Annotated in this window: 15 protein-coding genes and 3 pseudogenes; 8 read left to right on the forward strand and 10 right to left on the reverse strand. The window is 55.1% G+C overall.

Features of this window, described 5'->3' with window-relative positions:
- Positions 1–98: 98 nt before the first annotated feature.
- Complete coding sequence (locus EYC95_RS24685) at positions 99–2,072, reverse strand: alkyl/aryl-sulfatase (protein ID WP_131062646.1); 1,974 nt, start codon at positions 2,070–2,072, stop codon at positions 99–101.
- Positions 2,073–2,209: 137 nt separating this feature from the next.
- On the opposite strand from EYC95_RS24685, the gene EYC95_RS24690 reads away from it, so the two are divergent.
- From EYC95_RS24690 to EYC95_RS24715, 7 genes are all read left to right on the forward strand, one after another.
- Positions 2,210–2,878, forward strand: coding sequence for an ABC transporter ATP-binding protein (locus tag EYC95_RS24690; RefSeq protein ID WP_131062647.1), 669 nt, complete (start codon positions 2,210–2,212; stop codon positions 2,876–2,878).
- Between the two features lies 1 nt (position 2,879).
- A complete protein-coding gene (locus EYC95_RS24695) occupies positions 2,880–5,351 on the forward strand; it encodes an ABC transporter permease (RefSeq protein ID WP_131062648.1) in 2,472 nt (823 codons plus the stop codon).
- A complete protein-coding gene (locus EYC95_RS24700) occupies positions 5,341–6,396 on the forward strand; it encodes a lipocalin-like domain-containing protein (protein WP_131062649.1) in 1,056 nt (351 codons plus the stop codon). The genes EYC95_RS24695 and EYC95_RS24700 overlap by 11 nt, the downstream gene beginning before the upstream one ends.
- A gap of 124 nt (positions 6,397–6,520) precedes the next feature.
- The gene (locus tag EYC95_RS24705; protein WP_131062650.1) at positions 6,521–6,763 is read left to right on the forward strand and encodes a hypothetical protein; all 243 of its coding nucleotides are present in this window, start codon (positions 6,521–6,523) and stop codon (positions 6,761–6,763) included.
- 11 nt (positions 6,764–6,774) lie between these two features.
- Complete coding sequence (locus EYC95_RS30240; RefSeq protein WP_165557502.1) at positions 6,775–6,948, forward strand: hypothetical protein; 174 nt, start codon at positions 6,775–6,777, stop codon at positions 6,946–6,948.
- An 87-nt stretch (positions 6,949–7,035) separates the two neighbouring features.
- Positions 7,036–7,620, forward strand: a complete 585-nt coding sequence (locus EYC95_RS24710) for a hypothetical protein (RefSeq protein ID WP_131062651.1) — start codon at positions 7,036–7,038, stop codon at positions 7,618–7,620.
- Positions 7,621–7,971: 351 nt separating this feature from the next.
- Positions 7,972–8,793, forward strand: coding sequence for a VanW family protein (locus EYC95_RS24715; RefSeq protein ID WP_131062652.1), 822 nt, complete (start codon positions 7,972–7,974; stop codon positions 8,791–8,793).
- 104 nt (positions 8,794–8,897) lie between these two features.
- On the opposite strand, the gene EYC95_RS24720 is transcribed toward EYC95_RS24715, so the two are convergent.
- From EYC95_RS24720 to EYC95_RS24750, 7 genes and pseudogenes are all read right to left on the reverse strand, one after another.
- Positions 8,898–9,395, reverse strand: a complete 498-nt coding sequence (locus EYC95_RS24720) for a hypothetical protein (protein WP_131062653.1) — start codon at positions 9,393–9,395, stop codon at positions 8,898–8,900.
- A gap of 58 nt (positions 9,396–9,453) precedes the next feature.
- Positions 9,454–9,777 carry a hypothetical protein gene (locus tag EYC95_RS24725; RefSeq protein WP_178083853.1) on the reverse strand — a complete coding sequence of 108 codons (324 nt, stop codon included), beginning with the start codon at positions 9,775–9,777 and terminating at the stop codon, positions 9,454–9,456.
- A 74-nt stretch (positions 9,778–9,851) separates the two neighbouring features.
- Positions 9,852–10,115, reverse strand: coding sequence for a hypothetical protein (locus EYC95_RS24730; RefSeq protein WP_131062654.1), 264 nt, complete (start codon positions 10,113–10,115; stop codon positions 9,852–9,854).
- A 7-nt stretch (positions 10,116–10,122) separates the two neighbouring features.
- Entirely contained in the window at positions 10,123–10,593 is a 471-nt protein-coding gene (locus EYC95_RS24735) for a hypothetical protein (protein ID WP_131062655.1), read from the reverse strand.
- Positions 10,594–10,674: 81 nt separating this feature from the next.
- Complete coding sequence (locus EYC95_RS24740) at positions 10,675–11,145, reverse strand: hypothetical protein (RefSeq protein ID WP_131062656.1); 471 nt, start codon at positions 11,143–11,145, stop codon at positions 10,675–10,677.
- A 721-nt stretch (positions 11,146–11,866) separates the two neighbouring features.
- The gene (locus EYC95_RS24745) at positions 11,867–12,202 is read right to left on the reverse strand and encodes a hypothetical protein (RefSeq protein ID WP_131062657.1); all 336 of its coding nucleotides are present in this window, start codon (positions 12,200–12,202) and stop codon (positions 11,867–11,869) included.
- Positions 12,203–12,216: 14 nt separating this feature from the next.
- A pseudogene (locus EYC95_RS24750) lies at positions 12,217–15,795 on the reverse strand (RHS repeat-associated core domain-containing protein); the annotation flags it as partial.
- 378 nt (positions 15,796–16,173) lie between these two features.
- Here EYC95_RS24750 and EYC95_RS24755 point away from each other — a divergent pair.
- Positions 16,174–16,800: pseudogene (locus EYC95_RS24755) on the forward strand (transposase); the annotation flags it as partial.
- A 529-nt stretch (positions 16,801–17,329) separates the two neighbouring features.
- Here EYC95_RS24755 and EYC95_RS24760 read toward each other — a convergent pair.
- Both EYC95_RS24760 and EYC95_RS24770 read right to left on the reverse strand, forming a co-directional pair.
- On the reverse strand, positions 17,330–17,755 hold the full coding sequence (locus tag EYC95_RS24760; protein WP_131062658.1) for a hypothetical protein: 426 nt from the start codon (positions 17,753–17,755) through the stop codon (positions 17,330–17,332).
- Positions 17,756–17,906: 151 nt separating this feature from the next.
- Positions 17,907–18,261 (reverse strand): annotated as a pseudogene (locus EYC95_RS24770) (IS4 family transposase); the annotation flags it as partial.

An 18,261-nucleotide genomic window follows, 5' to 3' on the forward strand; every position in this document is an offset into this window, starting at 1 on the left:
CAAGCCCGCTCCCACAGTAGATCTGTGGCGTTCACAAATCCCCTGTAAGAGCGAGCCTGCTCGCGAAGGGCGCGACGCGGTGTTCCCGCGTCACCCATTCAAGGCGTCACGATATTGAACTGCGGACTGAAGCTATCCAGGCTCGTCAGCAACTCCCCAAGCTTCTTCCCGTTCCCTTGCAACTTGATCAACCCTTTCTGCATCGCCGTCGGGAAATCCAGCTGTTTGAGGCTGATCTGTTCGAGCGTCGCCTTGCTCAAACTCACACTGGCATCCGCCGCCGGATTAAGCCCTGTACGGTGAGTCAGCACCCCATTGCGCAAGGTCAGGTTGAAATCCTTGTGCTGATCTTCAAACGTCCAGTTCAACGTCAGGTCATGTCCCACCGCCTTGTCGCTGTCGAGACGAATCGCCAGGTAATCGAAAAACATCTCCGGCGTCATCGCCCGCACCATGTCCACAGACACCGAGCTGCCGGCATGCTGCGGCACGCCGCTGCGCAATTCCATCGCCCCGGTCAGGTACATGTTGCGCCAAGTTGCGTTCTCGCTTTGATAACCCAACTGCTCCAGCGCATCCGCCTGGGCGCTGCGGCCCGGCACGTTGTCGGGTTCGGCGAACATCAGCTGATTGCCCAACTGCGCCGCCCAGCGATAGTCACCCTTGGCCATCGCCGCACGCATCTTCTCGACAACCGCCGCGCCGCCACCCATGGCCTCGACGGAGCGCTTGGCGGTCTCCACGGGCGGCAACGGATTGAGGTTGGCCGGGTTGCCGTCGTAGAAACCCATGTAACGCTGATACACCGCCCGCGAGTTGTGGCTGAGCGAACCGTAGTAACCACGGGTGTACCACTTCTGGTCGAGAGCGCCGGGCAGTTTCTGCATGTTCTCGGCGATTTCCATCGGCGTCAGGCCCTGGTTCAACAGGTGCAAGGTGCGGTCGTTGAGAAACGCGTACATGTCGCGCTGATCGGCGAGGAACGTGCGAATCCGCTCACCGCCCCAGGTCGGCCAGTTGTGTTGAGCGAACAACACGTCACTCTTGTCGCCATAACGCGCCAGGCTGCTGTCCAGGTATTGCGCCCAGGCCTTGGCATCGCGCACGGGCGCACCACGCGGAGTGAGGATGTTGTGCATCATTTGCGTGGCGTTTTCGGCCATGCACAAGGCGCGCAACTGCGGCAGGTAGAGGTTCATCTCCGACGGCGCTTCGGTGCCCGGCGTGAGCTGGAATTCCACCTCGATGCCGGCGATGTTGCGGGTTTCCAGTTCCTTGCTGATCAGGTCGGTCGGCTCGATCAAGGTGATGGTGCCGCCGGTGGGCAGGCTCTTGCCCATGCCCGAATCCACCTGGCCTTTTTCACCCCGAGGCAACAGGCTGCCGAACTGATACTGCGCGCGGCGGCTCATGGCGTTGCCGGCGTACACGTTCTCGCTCATCACGTGTTCCATGAAACCGGACGGCGCGAACACCTTGACCTTGCCGGCCTTGACGTCGGCCTCGTCGATCACCCCGCGCACGCCACCGAAATGGTCGGCATGGGTGTGGCTGTAGATCACCGCCACCACCGGTTTCTGTGGGCGGTTCTGGTAATACAGCGCCAGGGCGGCCTTGGCGGTTTCGGCCATGGTCAGCGGGTCGATGATGATCAGCCCGTCGTCACCTTCGATGATGGTCATGTTGGCCACATCGAGGCCGCGCACCTGATAGATTTTCGGGCTGACTTCGAACAACCCGGCGTGAGCGCTGAGCTGGGCCAGGCGCCACAGGCTCGGGTTGACAGAAGAGGGCGCCTGATCCTTGTCGAGGAAATCGTAAGCCGCAATATCCCAGATGACCTTGTCGGCCGCGTCCTTGACCTGACCCTTGAACGGCGCGATCAAACCGCGACTGACCGATTCAAAATCGGTGCGGTCACTGAAAGGCAGGTGCTGCAGCACGGCGGCGTTGTTGGATGAGGTGATCGAACTGGCATCGGCCGGTACATCGGCGGCGTACACCGCTTGCGTCAGGCAAGCCGTGATCAGGCAGGCCAGCAGGCCACGAGGGCTTAAAGTGAAACGAGGCATGGCGTCTCCGTTTTTTATCGTTATGGTTAGACCAGTCTCGAGGTTAGGGCGGCGGCCGATCAGGGCAGCAATCCGCAACGGACAAAAACCATGCAAGGCCGCTATCCTTGCCCCACGCTCATCAAACAGGCTTGCCCATGCTTCAGGTCCAAGGCGTTTTCAAAAGCTACGCCACTCCGCAAGGTCCACTGCCGGTGCTGCAAGGTGTCGACCTGACATTGAAACCCGGCAGCAGCCTGGCGCTGATGGGCGAGTCGGGCAGCGGTAAAAGCACCTTGCTGCACTTGATCGCCGGGCTGGACAAGGTCGATCAGGGCAGCATCCGCAGTGGCGAGCATCGACTGGAGCAGATGAACGAAGGGCAACTGGCGAACTGGCGCCGGACCGAAATCGGCCTGGTGTTCCAGCAGTTCAACCTGATCGGCAGCTTGCGTGTGGAGGACAATCTGGCGTTTCAAGCGCGGCTGGCGGGGCGGCATGATCCGCGCTGGCAAGCGCATCTGGTGCGGCGATTGGGGTTGAGTGATTTGCTGCGGCGTTATCCGGAGCAGCTCTCCGGCGGGCAACAGCAGCGAGTCGCGTTGGGCCGCGCCCTGGCGTCGAAGCCGAAATTGCTCTTGGCCGACGAGCCTACCGGCAGCCTCGATGAAGCCACCAGCGATGAGGTATTGAAGTTACTGCTGGAATTGCTCGACGACAGCCCGACCAGCTTGTTGATGGTCACGCATAGCCATCGAGTTGCAGCACGCCTGGCGGAAAAAGTAGTGCTGCACCGCGGCCGTCTGGCTGGCGCGGGCGAGCGCTGAGGTGCGAGTCTTTCGCGAAACGCTGCGGGCGCTGCTCAGCCATTGGCGTCTGCACCCGGTGCAATTTTTCAGTGTGCTGACCGGGCTCTGGCTCGCCACCAGCTTGCTGACCGGCGTGGAAGCGCTGAACAGTCAGGCGCGGGAAAGCTATGCCCGAGCCAGTCAGTTGATCGGCGGTGAACCCCAGGCCAGCCTCAGCGCGCCGAGCGGCGCGACCTTCTCCCAGCAAGTGTTTGTTGACCTGCGCCGCGCGGGCTGGCCGGTCTCGCCTGTGCTGCAAGGGCGGGTGACGCTCAAGGGCCATGAAGACCAGCGTTTGCAGCTGATGGGCATCGAGCCGGTGTCGCTGCCGGCCGGTTCGGCGGTGGCGGGGCGATCATTGGCAATCGAGCAGATTGTCGAGTTTTTCACCCCGCCGGGCCGCACCTGGATTTCGCCGCAGACCCAGCAGACATTGGGTCTGCATGAAGGTGAACAGCCGCTGAGCGCAAGCGGCGTGGCATTGCCGCCGCTGCAGGTTCAAACCGACATGGCCCCCGGCCTGTTGCTGGTGGACATCGGCTTCGCCCAGCAGATTCTTGGTCTGCCGGAGCAACTGTCGCGCCTGCTGTTGCCCAAGGATTTCAGCGCAGCACTGCCCGATCAATACAAAGGCCAGTTGCAGCTCAAGACCAGCGGTGAAGAAAACAATCTGTCGCGGCTGACTGAAAGTTTTCATCTGAACCTCGATGCCTTGGGCTTTCTGTCCTTCGTGGTGGGTTTGTTCATCGTTCACGCCGCGATCGGGTTGGCGCTGGAGCAACGCCGGGGATTGCTCAGAACCCTGCGTGCTTGCGGGGTCAGCGCACGCATGCTGATTACCTGTCTGGTGGTTGAGCTCGGTGCGCTGGCGCTGATCGGCGGCATTGCCGGTGTCGCCAGCGGCTACCTGCTGGCCAGCGTGCTGTTGCCGGATGTGGCCGCCAGTCTGCGCGGTTTGTATGGCGCCGAAGTGGCGGGGCAGTTGAGCCTCAGTCCGTGGTGGTGGTTCAGCGGCGTGGGCCTGAGTCTGTTCGGCGCGCTGCTGGCCGGAGCCAGCAGTTTGTTGCGGGCGGCGCGTTTGCCCTTGCTGGCGCTGGCCGATCCGCAAGCCTGGCATCAGTCTCACGCACGCTGGTTACGACGCCAGGGTTGGGTCGCGGCACTGGCCGCTGTCATTGCGCTCATCGCCTTGTTCTGGGGGGACAGCCTGGCCAGTGGTTTTGTGCTGATGGCGGCGCTGTTGATCGGTGCCGCACTGGCCTTGCCGGTGGTGCTGAATATCGTCTTGAACCTGGCGTTGAGCCGCAGTCATTCGGTGCTTGGCCAATGGTTTCTCGCCGACTGCCGTCAGCAACTGCCGGCGCTCAGCCTGGCGCTGATGGCGCTGCTGTTGGCACTGGCGGCGAACATCGGCGCCGGCAGCATGACCGCCGGTTTCCGCCAGACCTTCAGTGACTGGCTCGAACAACGCCTGACCGCCGAGCTCTACGTCAATCCGCAAAACCCGGCCCAGTCCCGAGAACTGCACACCTGGCTCAAACAGCAACCTTCATTGACGGCCGTGCTGCCCAACTGGCAAGTGTCGATCCAGTTGCAGGGCTGGCCGGCGGACGTCTTCGGCGTGATCGATCACCCGACCTATCGCCAACATTGGCCGCTGCTGGAAGCCTTGGGCGACAACCCCTGGGACCGTTTGGCCAAGGACGATGCGCTGATGCTCAGCGAACAACTGGCCCGGCGCTTGAACGTGCGGCTCGGCGATCACTTGACCCTCCCCACGCCGGGCGGCCCGTGGTCGCCACGGATCGTCGGGATCTACGCTGACTACGGCAATCCCAAGGGCCATATTCTGGTAAACGGCAACCATCTGCTGCGCGGGTGGCCGCAGCTCACGCCCAATCGTTTCAACCTGCGCATCGAGCCGGCATTGATTCCGCCATTCCTGAAAACGCTGCAAGCACGCTTCACCCTGGACGACAGCCGAATCGTCGATCAGGCGCGGCTCAAGGGATGGTCCACGCAAGTGTTCGAACGCACCTTCGCCGCCACCGCCGCGCTCAACAGCCTGACCCTGGCCGTTGCCGGCGTGGCGCTGTTCATCAGCTTGCTGACCCAGAGCCAGAGCCGCCTCGGACAACTCGCGCCGCTGTGGGCGCTGGGCGTGACGCGACGGCAATTGATGCTGCTCAACCTTGGGCAAACCTGGTTGCTGGCGGTGCTGACGCTGGTGCTGGCCTTACCGCTGGGGATCGCGTTGGCGTGGTGCCTGGACACGGTGATCAACGTGCAAGCGTTTGGCTGGCGATTGCCGTTGCGGGTGTTTCCGTTGCAGCTGTTGCAGTTGATGGGGCTGGCGTTGCTCGCGACCTTGCTGGCGTCGGCGTGGCCGCTGTATTCGCTGTATCGCACGCAACCGGCCGACCTGTTGAGGACGTTTGCGCATGAGGATTAAGGTCGCTGTCTTGTTTTTGGCGTTGTTGAGCGGCTGCGACAACTCGGCGCCTGACGATAAAGGCTTCGCCGGGCTCGGCGGTGAGGCCGCCGCGTTTACCCCGGTGGTGCCCGGTCGGGTCTTCAGCTTCCCGGTCGATCATGGGCCGCATGACGGTTTTCGCATCGAATGGTGGTACGTCACGGCCAATCTCAAGGACGATCAGGGCCGCGAGTTTGGCGTGCAATGGACGTTGTTTCGCAGTGCCTTGAAAGCTGTTTCGGAGCAACCGGGCTGGGGCAATCAGACCATTTGGCTGGGGCACGCAGCCGTGACATCGGCAACGGCCCATCACGCGGCCGAACGCTACGCCCGTGGCGGCGTGGGTCAGGCGGGTGTGAGTCTCGCGCCCTTCAATGCCTGGATCGACGATTGGCGCTTCAGCAGTCAGGGCTCCGAGGCCTTGGCGGATCTGCAACTCAGCGCTCGGGACAAGGGCTTCAGTTACCAATTGCGGCTGACGTCCACCCGTCCGTTGGTGCTTCAGGGTGACAAGGGTTTCAGTCAGAAATCCGAACAAGGGCAGGCGTCGTATTACTACAGCCAACCGTTTTTCCAGGCCAGTGGCGCGCTGGAAATCGATGGCAAGACTTATCAGGTTAGTGGTCCTGCGTGGCTTGATCGGGAATGGAGCAGCCAGCCCCTGACCGTCAATCAAACAGGCTGGGACTGGTTTTCGCTGCACCTGGACAGCGGCGAACAGGTCATGCTTTACCGCATGCGGCAAAAGGACGGCGCGCCTTACCTCACCGGCACCTGGATCGACGCCCAGGGCCAGACCCAGTTATTGCACGCCACCGACATCAGCCTCACACCGCAAGACACCACCAAAGTCGCCGGGCGTGAAATGCCGGTGCGCTGGTCGATCAAAATCCCCGCCAAGCACCTCGACATCTCCATCACCGCGCTCAACCCCAATGCCTGGATGGATTTGCGCATTCCTTACTGGGAAGGCCCCGTGCAATTCAACGGCGGCACGGGCTACCTCGAAATGACCGGCTACTAACCCCTGTAGCAGCTGTCGAGTGAAACGAGGCTGCGAGCTCTTGATCTTGCTCCCCGCCAAATCCCCCGGAACTCCAAACGCCGCCCAAGCCTCTACCGTAAGAACGCCTCGCAGGAGCTCACTCATGAGCGAAGACCTAAAACCACCCGACCTCGATGCCTGGCAGCGCCTGTTCGAAGACAAGGCCTACTGGCAGCAATCCCCCGACGCCCATTACAGCGAACTGCTGCGGGTGGCCGACGACTTGCTGGGGCAGGGCGCCATCGACCTGGAACAATGGCAGGCCTTGAAGGCCAAGGCCGAGCTATCCCACAAAGACTCGCCCGCGGTGAACGTCGCCCAGGAAGTCAATGATCCCGAGGCCTGAGGAGAACCATCATGAAATCCCCATCACCCGACACCACAAAACACCCCGACGAACCGCGACCACCCGGCGAAGTCGAGCGCGACAACGATGCCCTGCGTCCCACAGACCCGACTCGGCGCAAGGACAGCGGCAAGGGCACGGAAAGCGGCGAATCCACCGCGCAAGAAACTGCAAAAACTCCCTGAACTGCGTCTATGCTGATTTGCACAGTCGGCGCTGACCCACGGGCCAGAGCCGTCTGCTGCCACCAAATCACAGGGAAAGTATTGCTTATGAAACTCCACGCACTGACTAAAGCCATCACCCTAGCTACGTTGCTATCTGCCACCAGCCTTGGCGCCATGGCTGCGGACATTCCGTTGTCTGCCGTTGTGGAAGCGGATCAGGTCACGACCGAAGTTGTCTCGGTCGATGCGGCGAATCACCGGGTCGTCCTTGAAGGGCCGGAAGGTCGTCAGGTTCATGTGCAACTGACCGACAAGGCCAAGAACCTCGCCAACCTGAAAGTCGGCGATCAAGTCGACGTCAAGGTCACCAGCGCCGTCGCCGCCTACCTCGACACGGATGTCGACAAAGGCCTGCCAGGCACTGTCGAGCGCGCTGGCGAAGTCCGTGCCGCTCCCGGCAGCGACAACCCTGGCGGCGAAGCCTACCGTCAGGTGCAGGTTCAGCTGAAAATCACCAAAATCGATTTGAAGAAAAACCAGGTGACCTTCGAAAACCCTGCCGGCCAATCCAAGACCATTGATGTCGTAAGGCCCGAAGTTCAAGCAAAACTGAAAGACCTGAAAGTTGGACAGAGTGTCGTAGTGACCTACACCGACATCCTCAAAGTGACCAGCAAACACGAAAGCTGAGTATTAGCTCTATATATTGATTGTTCTTGTACAACTTTTTTGTATAAGAACAATCAGTTTTAACGGTATAACTGGTGAGTTTTTTGTTGTCGTACAAATCATATTTGAAATGACATTTAATTCATGTGGTATCGATAAATTTCATGATTATGTATACGGACAACTTCCCCGACTTCAATTAAAATACTTCCCGTTCGCCCAGTGGCAGGGCTCTTTACCAGTGCAGGGATTGCCGAGGCCATTACACTGGGCGAACACCTCCTCGGGGCAATACGCACCTGCGGCAATACGTTAAGATGCGCGGCACTTTACACATCAAGGATGAAAACGGCCGCCGCCGTTCTGACACGGATGAAACCACTCTCCCTTTATCACCCGGCCCTCTACTGGCTGCGCGTGTGGCAAAAAAGACTGTTTCGGCAAATAGCCTGGCGCTTCTCCAGCCGGCAATACGCCGTTTCGATCAACGCCGAATCCCGCTTGCCCTTTCGCTACCTCAAACACACCTCCAAGCTGATTCGTAAACTCGGCAACTCCGACCTTGCGCTGCAACACAACAAAGTCATCAACCTCAAACGGGCCGTGTCATCGATAAACGGCATAGTCATCGCGCCCGGCGAATACTTTTCCTTCTGCCGCCTGGTGGGCCGACCGACCCGCAAACTCGGTTATGTCGAAGGCATGGAGCTGTCATTTGGAGAAGCACGCAGCGGCATCGGCGGTGGAATCTGCCAACTGAGTAACCTCATTCACTGGATGGCCATTCACTCACCGCTGGAGGTGGTTGAACGGTCGAACCACAGCTTTGATCCGTTTCCTGATGAAGGGCGGGTGTTGCCGTTCGGCTCCGGGGCGGCCATTTTTAATAACTATATTGATTTGGTGCTGCATAACCCGACGGACCGGCATTTTCAGTTGAAATTGAATGTTGGGGATCAGCAGTTGGAGGGGGAGTTGCTGTGTGATCGGGTGCGGGAGTTTCGGTATCACGTTTATCAGGTTGGGCATCGGTTTTCGCGCGAGGGCGGGCGGGTGTTTCGGGAGAATGAGATATGGCGGGAGGTGAGGAGTAAGGGGCAGGGGAGTGAGGTGTTGGTGAGTGAGCGGCTTTATAAGAATCGGGTGGTTGTTAAGTATGAGGTTGAGGAAGGTTTGTTGGTCGCGAATGTATGAAGAAACGGGTGATCTTAAAATGCCCGTTTTTTTGGAAGCCGATAGAGCATTGGGGATTTCCGAAGCACGGGTCGATAGGATCGAGCCGAGCCAGTACTCCAGGATCAATTCCTGAAGTAAAGCTCATCCAGTTGCCGTCTCCGAATCCGCAGATATTCCTCCCATACCTTTGGGAAATCTTCATCTTTAGTGAGGGGGAAAGTCAGATAAATGTACTTGCCTTTAACACTTATATATTCGCGTGCACGTTTGAAGGCAGGTTGTTCGTACATCGAGATGCTTTCATCGTATCCGTCATGGCTGTGGGAGATGCTAACCCTGTGCGGAGCGATCATGCCTCGCGCAAAATCAATTACCCAGCCTTGATCCAGCCCAGTGCTCAAATAGCCGTAAACGCCATCGTTTGAGAGCCGGATACATGATTTTGCCTGAGCACCATCGTCGTCGTTCACAACAATGATCTTGTCTCTGAAGTACTGGATGCTTCGCTGATCCGGTCCTTGCAAAACCAAATTCCAGCCTTCAGCTGACATGCGAAATTCGCCTTGATTTTCGAATTCTGCAACCCACCCGTTTGAAAGACCGATCTGGTGTTTATTCACGAGAGATCCTGCTTGTTTGATTGATTGATAGGTAGACGTTCTGCAAGTGGCGACTGTCTCACTTTTCCTGCTTTTTCTGCTTTTCGGAATTTTGTCGTTTTGTGGGGCACAGACAGTCAGAGAGCCAAGTCAGACATTGGGCTACCTTATCGGCATCGTCCATCCAGGCCGATTCTTTCTTATCCAGCTCCGTAAATGCATCGACTGCACTCGCTCGATAAAACATCATCCAACCTTCGCGTCCTTCATTGACGATCAGGTAGGTAGTTCCTTGACTTTCGACATTCAGCGACCAACAGCCGAAAAATGCGCGCTGGTCCGAGAATTCGATGACGGAGAACCCGGCACGCTTAATCGCATTTTGCAGATCGGCAAAAGGCATCGGTAGACTCCTGTCATGTGTGAACCATTTGAGACCCTGATTATGGATTTTTTCTTTTTTGAGTTTTTCAGAGCTTATTTAGCCTCTCCGCGATCTGTGCCGGGCGCAAAGATGAGCAGGTAATCGACTTTCCGGTTCCTGCAGAGCTTAACAAATTCTAAAGCTGCAGTTGGATCAGACATGTAGAGATCATAAGCAACTCTATCTATTCGATAGTACTCTTCGTAATCCACCAGGCGACTGCTGACGGGTATCGAGACATAGGGCTTTCCAGTTTCCAGTTCTATACCAATAGAGAAGCGCTCGGTAATGCTTGTTAGCGTGTCATAGAATTTCATTTTTTCTCTAAAGGTTCGCGATATCGCTAGGGCCGCCATCATTAATAAGCTTTGATAGTCTCCAGCTGTAAAGCTCAATGTCCTGCGCATTCGTCGTTTTATTTCTTTCTTGATGCAGAAATTCCATGCATTTAGATATTGTCCGCTTTTCATTGCTAGACATATCCAGAATTAGGTCATACCCATTTGCAGATAAGGCTAGGTCCTTTTTTCGCATATAGTAATAGCAGCCTATATTTTCGAGAAGGTCGTTTGCGTCCTCTAGACTGTTTTTTACGGTAATTACGTATTTTTCGAACGCGCCTTTTAGAATTTGTACGGGATCTTTTTGTGTCTCGAGAAAGCCGCAAAGCCCTTGCCAGTTGATGATGTGTAGTTGATTGCCCCAGTCAGGACCTCTTGTGAAATAGATGCCGGATACTCTGAAGTAGTCTGGGAATTCGACTCTGTTTAGCGCTTTCTCAAAATTGCTGATCATTGAAGATGTTCCCACTCATAAAAATTGGCTTCGGTTAAAGAGGGGGCTGATTTTAAAAAAAAGGGAGCGGCTTTCTGTCATTTAAAGATTTTCAAGATCAATGGTGCAGTCTTTGTTTTTTAGTTTTTGAAGTCGTTGTTCGAATGAAAGCATCTGTAAGTCTTTAGTTTTTTTATCGTGTTCTTTTCTTAAGAGTCTAAATAGGCGGCCAATATTTTCTTTGCTTTTGTTGTCGAGACTCTTGATTAGGTCGTAGTTGTCGGCGGATAGAAATGGGTATTTTTGTCTTGTTATGTAATATGCTGTTATGTTGGAAAGTAGACCTTCAGCGTCTTCGTAGTTTTCATTGAGGTGTCTCGCGTACTCTTCAAATATAGTCGTCAATAAGCCCTGCGCAGCTTTCTGGGTTTTAAGTACGCTGCACATTCCTGCCCAGTTGCCTACATATAGATGATCGCCCCAGTCGGATCCTCTAGCAAAGTAGATACCATTTCCTTTGAAAAAATCGGAAATTTCATGTTGATCTAAGGCAGTTTCGAACGTGGTTTTCATTGGGTTTATTTTCCGCCCGTCTAAGTTTTTCAACAACGTCCCCACCCGCCTGTCATGGGTGATACTCTCTGATCCAATTAAAGCTATTTCTTTTGGTTCGCGTTTGGTTGTCTCCAAAAAAATAGCAGATGGCCTCCAATTTCCCTCGCTGCTTTACGTTCTACAGTTTTTCTAAGTCAACTTTACAGCCATTTGTTTTGATTTCAGACAGGAATTGATCGAGACTTATCACGGGTTTGCCGGCGTTTTTTTTGGCGTACTCACTACGAAATATTTTAAATAGATCTCCGATTATTTTTTTGTTTGGTTCGTTAAGGTTTGATACCAAATCAAAACCATCGGCGGACATGAAAGGTGTGTCTTTTCGCATTGAGTAGTAGCAACTGATGTTTAGTAGTAACGAGTCCGCATCTTCATAGGTATTTTTCAGCGATATTAAGTATTTACTGAATACTTCAAGCAGTATTTCATTTGGGTTGTCTTTCAGTTTAAGGTGCCCGCAGAGCCCCTGCCAGTTGTTGATGTAGAGGTGGTCTCCCCAGTCAAGATCTCGGGAAAAATATTGCCCTTGACCTTTGAAGAACTCTGCCGGCTCGTTGTTTTCCAGCGCGATCTGAAATTTAGTTTTTATTGGAGTCCCCCCCAGTCCTAAAATTGGTCATAAGGGACGGATTTATTTTCTGTAATGAACATAAAACCGTCTATTTTTTTGTCCGATTTTTTATAGTTTCATGAAGCTGTCGTATTCGTTGTAATGTTTTATTGCTCTTAATATTTCTTCGTTTGTTACTGATGCTTTTTGCTTAAGTGCGTTGAACGTCACGTCCTCTAAAAGCTCATCGGTAAACCAAAATTCTAGATTTTTTTGAGTGATGCTCTCTGGGAATATTTCTTCGTCGTCATCGGTGATCTCTGAGTACTCATCAATTGAGCATTCGGTTTCCAGCGTTGCCTGGTCCGAGGACCCTCTTCCATAAACGCAATAGGTAAGGGTTTTTTTCTGTGTTTTTAAAAAGTCAATTAGCTCGGATAGTTTTATGGTTTGATTGTGTTGCATGGTTCAAACTCCAATTATTCCGTTTTAATTTTACCTTCGCGGCCTTCTTTACCACCACCCCAGATGTCCCGTCCACCTTTTCCTGTGGGGTGGTATACAGAGTGTTCGCCAGCATGGTCTGCTCTGTGGACAAGTTGCAATAATCCAGGTTTTTCGTTGTGGTGCCAAGTATAGCCCGTTGGACTGGAACCCATGTTGCGCTTTGGGTCTTCTACCCAAGTCTTTAGATCAGGGTTTCGGCGATACATATTTTTCCGAAATGCTGGATCGTCGTTCAGTTTTTTGATGAGATCTTTGTTAGCCCTGTTGAACTGTACCTTGTCACTCTTTAAATATAGGTTTTCAGGGACTTTATAATTGTGAAAAGAGTTAAATTGATGGGCTTTCCTATCTGCTTCAGGAGCATCAGGTTGGCCTTCGTCGACAGCCGCTTTCTTTGTTGAGTTTTCACCCCCAAGATCAGGCTTGCAACTATCGGCTCCCGGACAATTATCCAACCCCAACGGATCCACCCACCCCGTAGGGTTAGGCACGTACTGGTAGTTGTTCAACCCACCCGCAAGCTTGATCGGATCCGGCGTCAGATACCGTCCAGTGCCCGGATTGTAGTAGCGATGCCGGTTGTAATGTAAGCCCGTTTCCCCATCGAAGTACTGACCCTGGAAGCGCAGCGGGTTGTCGATTTCGGCAATGTCGAGGGTGGCGAGGTTGCCGTAGGCGCGGTATTTCGCCGATCACATGATCTGGCCGCTGTAGTCGGTGAGTTCCTGCGGGGTGCCGAGGTGGTCGAGTTGGTAGTAGAACGGTTCGGCTTTGAGCGGGCCTTCGCCATCAAGCATGGCCAATGGGCGGAAAGTGCCCGGTTCGTAGATGTAGCTGCGATAGCGGTTGTCGGCGCTTTCGGCGATGAGGCGTTCGCCTTGCCACAGGAACTGCGTGGTGTGGCCATCGATGGTTTTGGCGATGCGGCGGCCAAAGGCGTCGTATTTGTAGGTTGCATTACTGCCGCCGGGGAGGCTGACGCCGATCAGGCGGTGTTGGCAGTCGTAACGGTATTCGGTGACGAGTTTCTGGCCGGTGCCTCGACGTTCGCGCGCCAGGTTGCCGTAGGCGTCGTAGTCGTAGTGGCGGTCGCCTTGCATGAGCAGGCGATTGCCTTTGACGTTGGCTAGGTTAGCGGTTGGCTGGTCGCCCTGGCCCAGGAGGTTGCCCGCCGGGTCGTGGGCAAAGCTTTCCGGGGTGCTGCCACGGACGTTGATCAGTCGGTCGAGCGGATCGTAGTGGTAGCTGCGATTGCCTTTGCGGCTGTCGTCGATGCCCGCAAGGTTGCCATTGGCGTCGTAGGCGTAGCGCCGCTGGAACAGGTTGCGATCTTGCTGACCCACCGTGTGGGCTTGCAGTCGGCCTTGTTCGTCGTACTGGTACTGGCTGAGCAGCAGGCCTTGTTGACGTTGATGCTCGCGGCCGGCGCTGAACTGGTGAGTGGTCAGGCGCGAGCCGTTGAGGTCGATGCTGCTCAGGCGACCGCCGGATTGATGGCGGTAGTCGAGTTTGCTGCCGTCGGGGAGGCGGCAATGGCTCAGTTGGCCGAGTTTGTCGTACTCGTAACGCGTGGTGCCCCAACCCTGGTGTTCGGTGATCAGGCGGTCTTGCAGATCGTATTCGTAGGCGAGAGGCCAGTGGCCGTCGTCGACATTTACCAGGCGACCCAGTGCGTCGTAGCTGTAGTGAATTTCTTCGCCATCTGCCAGGGTTTTTACCAGTAAGCGGCCAGCGGCGTCGCGCTGGTACTCGGTAACCAGTTCGCTGCCGTCGTCGCCAAATTCGGTTTTCTTCAGCAATTGGCCGTTGAGATCGTATTCGTAGGCGGTGCGGCGACCGTCGAAGCCGGTTTCCTGCTGGATCAGACCGTTAGGGTAGTAATCGAGGTGGTAGTGCTCGCCACGTTCGTTCTCGATCTCGCTGAGCAACAGGCGCGAGTTGTCGTAGCGGTAACGCAGTTGGCTGCCGTCCGGGTTGATGCGGCGGCTGACCAGATGCAGGTTATCCGCATATTCGTAGCGGGTGACGCGGCCCAGTTCATCGCGCTCGGTGGTGACTTTGCCGTAAGCGTTATAGGTGAACGCACGGGTTGCACCGCCGGGCAGGGTGATTTGTGCGAGGCGGTTCGCCGCGTCCCATTGATAGTGGGTGATCGCGCCGCTTTCATCCTGCCGCGTGATCTGTCGGCCCAGCGCGTCGTAGCGATACTTTCGCTGGCCGCCGTCGGGCAGCTGTTCTTCGAGCAGTTGACCGAGGTTGTTCCAGCCCAATTGATGGCGGCTGCCATCAGGATGCCGGATCTCCAACAGACGACCCTGGCGGTTGTAGCTGTAGTGGGTCGAGTTGCCGTCCGGGTCGATCTGTTCGGTGATGTCGCCCTGATCATTACGCCAATAGGTCCAGGTTGCCGGACCACGGTTCACTACACGGACAAACCCGTGGTAGTACTCGTAAGTGGTGGGGGCGTCTTCCGGTGGAATCACTGCGACCAGTCGGCCAGCTTCGTTGTACTGGTACTCGGTGACTGCGCCGAGCAGGTCTTTTTCGGCAATCAACCAGCCCTTGTCATCGTAGGCCTTGAGGTGTTCGGCACCATCCGGGTCAACCTTGGCGACCAGTCGGGCCTGATCGTCGTGGGTGTAGATTTCTTCGCTGCCGTCGGCGTTGGTAACCGTGACGCTGCCCTTATCATCCCAGACGTAGTGCGCGTCCATCTGCGAGAAGCTCGCCCAGTGATGGATGCAGCGTGCCGACTTGCCTTCCTTTTCCCACTCCCAGTAGAAGCTCGCGCCACCAGCCAGTTGGCGCTCAAGAATGACGTTTTGATCGTTGTAGGCGTAGCGTTCTGACTCGCCCGCTGCGTTTCGGGCTTCGATCAGGCGGTTCTGGGCGTCATAGCCATAGGTGACCAGGGTCTGAACGGTGCTCCAGGCATCTTCCAGATTGTCCGCCGGGCTGAACTGCTGATAGTCGATGGCGACGATGTGCTTGCGGTCATAGCGCACGAGGAGGGCGCGACCGGCACCGTTATCGACACGCTTGATTCGCCCGTGGATGTCACGGGTAATGTGCAGGCGATTGCCGTAATCGTCGCTGATGGCGATCAGCGTAGCGCCCTTGCTGTTGTAGCGGAAGTGGTAGAACTGTTTGCGTTCACCGGCCTGCGTGAGCACCAGCTCGGAAGGGTCGTCACCGATGAAAATAGCCGCTTCCGAGAGGCTGTTGGTGATCGCCGGACGCTGCACGCTTGGCAGCGGGAACGTGGTGACACGGTTCTCGTGGTCGGTCCAGATGACTTCGTCTTCGTGGATGTCGACGCGTTGGGCCAAAGCATGGCTCCAGCCGTAGCCGAGGCCGCAATCGATTTCTGCGGCGCTGGTGCGATAGAGGCGCGTCCAGCTGAAGGGCAACAAACCACCGAGCTCGCCATCGGTCAGGGTCAGCAGCTCTTCGCCCGTGACCATCGATACGGGGCAACCATTGGTGCAGGTTTTCTTGGCGCAGGTGGCGCTTTTATCGTCGGGTGTCTTCGACTGCGTCGAAACGTCGTCGACCTTTTCCTTGGGGGTGAGGGTGGTCTGTTTTTCTTTCTTGCCACGCGGAAACGAAGAAGCATCTTTCACTTCCTTCTTCGGCGTATCCGTTGTTTTCGGAACCTGACTTTTAGACCCGTTGGCGGCAGCCTCGTCGATTTTAATCGCCGCTGTTTTGGTCGGCTTCATTGGCACATTCTTGGCACTGGCAATCAACGGTTTCGACACTTCAGCGTGTGCCGGCAGGCTGTGTTTGCCGCTCAACGTCATCAGTTTCGCGGCCAGTTCTTCGAGGTACTTGATGGCTGTACCAGACTTGACGGTAGACAGGGCTTTGGTGCCCACCCGCACAGCGATTCCCGCACCACCGGTGAGGCAAATACCCAGTATTACGTCGGTTCCGACCGCGATCAACTCAGCTCGATGGCCAAGCAGGCCCGCGAGGCGATGGCGTCAGATTCGTTGTCGGTAGTGGCTGACCGAGGTTACTTCAAAAGCGAACAAATCCTGGCTTGTCACGATGCCGGCATCACCGCCTATGTGCCCAAGCCGATGACCTCGGGAGCCAAGGCTGACGGGCGTTTCAATAACGATGCTTTCATCTATGATGCGGCAAAAAACGAATACATTTGCCCGGCTGGAGAGGCGCTGATCTGGCACTATTCCTACGTTGAAAAAGGCCTGAAGTTGCACCGTTACTGGAGTTCGAAATGCCAGGGCTGCGCGTTGAAATTGCAGTGCACACCGAGCACGGAACGACGAGTTCGACACTGGGAGCATGAAGCCGTATTGGAGGAAATGCAGCTTCGGCTGAGCAAAGCACCAGAGATGATGCGAGTCCGAAAACGAACTGTTGAGCATCCCTTCGGGACGCTCAAGCAATGGATGGGGGCGACGCATTTTCTGACGCGAAAGCTCAATGGGGTGAGTGCCGAGATGAGCCTGAATGTGCTCGCCTACAATCTGAAGCGGGTCATGAAAATAATCGGCACCACTGGCTTGATGAAAGCGTTAACGGCGTAAAACCCGGTCTTTTTATCCCATCCAAAGAGCCTTAAAAGGCAGCTGAACGGGTTTAACGGTTCCCGAAAACATCATGGCCTTGATCGGTTTGCGGAACCTGAGCGCGGTTTCCAGGTGCCGATGTAGAAACCCCAATCTGACGTTTTTACACGCTCTGGGCCAGAAGCAGACCATCAAAGGCGTTTATACAGCTACGAGTTATTGCTGCGACGCCATGGTGCACTTTTCAAGCGTCTCGTTTCTATCGAGACACAGTTTGTAGTGGTCTATGTCCGTAGGAGTGTACTGCTTCTCGGCCCTTGCCATTTAAGGTCGGAAGGTGAGTTTACGACTTAGCTCAAAAAGCGGTCCCTTACCATTTTGTCTTAAGTAGTGCAACTGAAGCTGTTGAGGAACCGCATCCTTCATTATGTAATGATGCGCCGCCTTCTTTCGCTCTATCCAAATTCGACATGCCTTTAAACGAAAGAAGAAACCCTTTAGCCTTGACTGGAGACCGGCTAATGGGTGTCCCGTTTCATTAGGGTTTTTAGTTGTCTTTTTGGGCGTTGTAGGTTCGTAGCATTTCCTCTGAACCGTCCCAGTTCGGGGGCGTCTCCCAATTTTTATTTTTCTTTTTTCCAATTATTGCGCCAATAAATGTATTTTTTTCATCATAAAAAATGCGACCGTCCCAACTGGTACTGTCAATGAAACGCATTGATAGTATTGCCTCAGGCGCCATACTTGAAAGCGCATTTATAAGCTCTTCAAATCCTGGCATTAACGATGAAGTTGTGTTTGCAATTGCTTTTTGAGTGGTGAGTTCTTTTTTATACGCATCGCTAGTTTTTTTTATAATGTAATCGTTTTTAAAAATGAAACTTTCTTCAGTTGATTTTTTTAATAGTTGGGCCGATTTTATCCCGCCGTCTGCGAGATGAAAATTCTGCTGTAACAAATCTAATATATTCATGGTTTAAACACCTCGATATCCCCGCTGCGGGGTCCTTTCAAGAGAACTTCTTGCTCCCCCCAACGATCTTCCGAATACTGCCATGACCACTTATCCCCTTCTTTTGGGGCGCCAATTTAACTCTTAAAAAGGGGACGGATTTGAATGGCACTTACTTAACATGTTTTGCGTGCCCGTTTTTCCTGACATCTGCCCTTGCTGACCGACGTGGTTTGGTCAGCAAGGGGTAGGCTTGAGGTCTTCGTTTTATGGCTCGCGGCTCGATACGACCGTGCCGGTTTCCGACGCGTCTCTGAGCAATCAACATCAATAAATTCGACAGGCCATTCTCGTCTTCAGGGCTGCCATATTGTCGCAGCGCCAGCCATAGCTGAAGGCTGTGTTTGAAGCTCAGTTCGCGAGGTAAACAGTCAGCTAATAGCGCTGATTGTGCCATGAGCATTCGGATCAGATTGTGTGCCAACAGATAGACCCATAGCTCCTTGACTGCCATGCCTGGGGTTTTG

Origin of the sequence: Pseudomonas sp. BGI-2, from assembly GCF_004310295.1 — a bacterium.
Taxonomy (GTDB): domain Bacteria; phylum Pseudomonadota; class Gammaproteobacteria; order Pseudomonadales; family Pseudomonadaceae; genus Aquipseudomonas.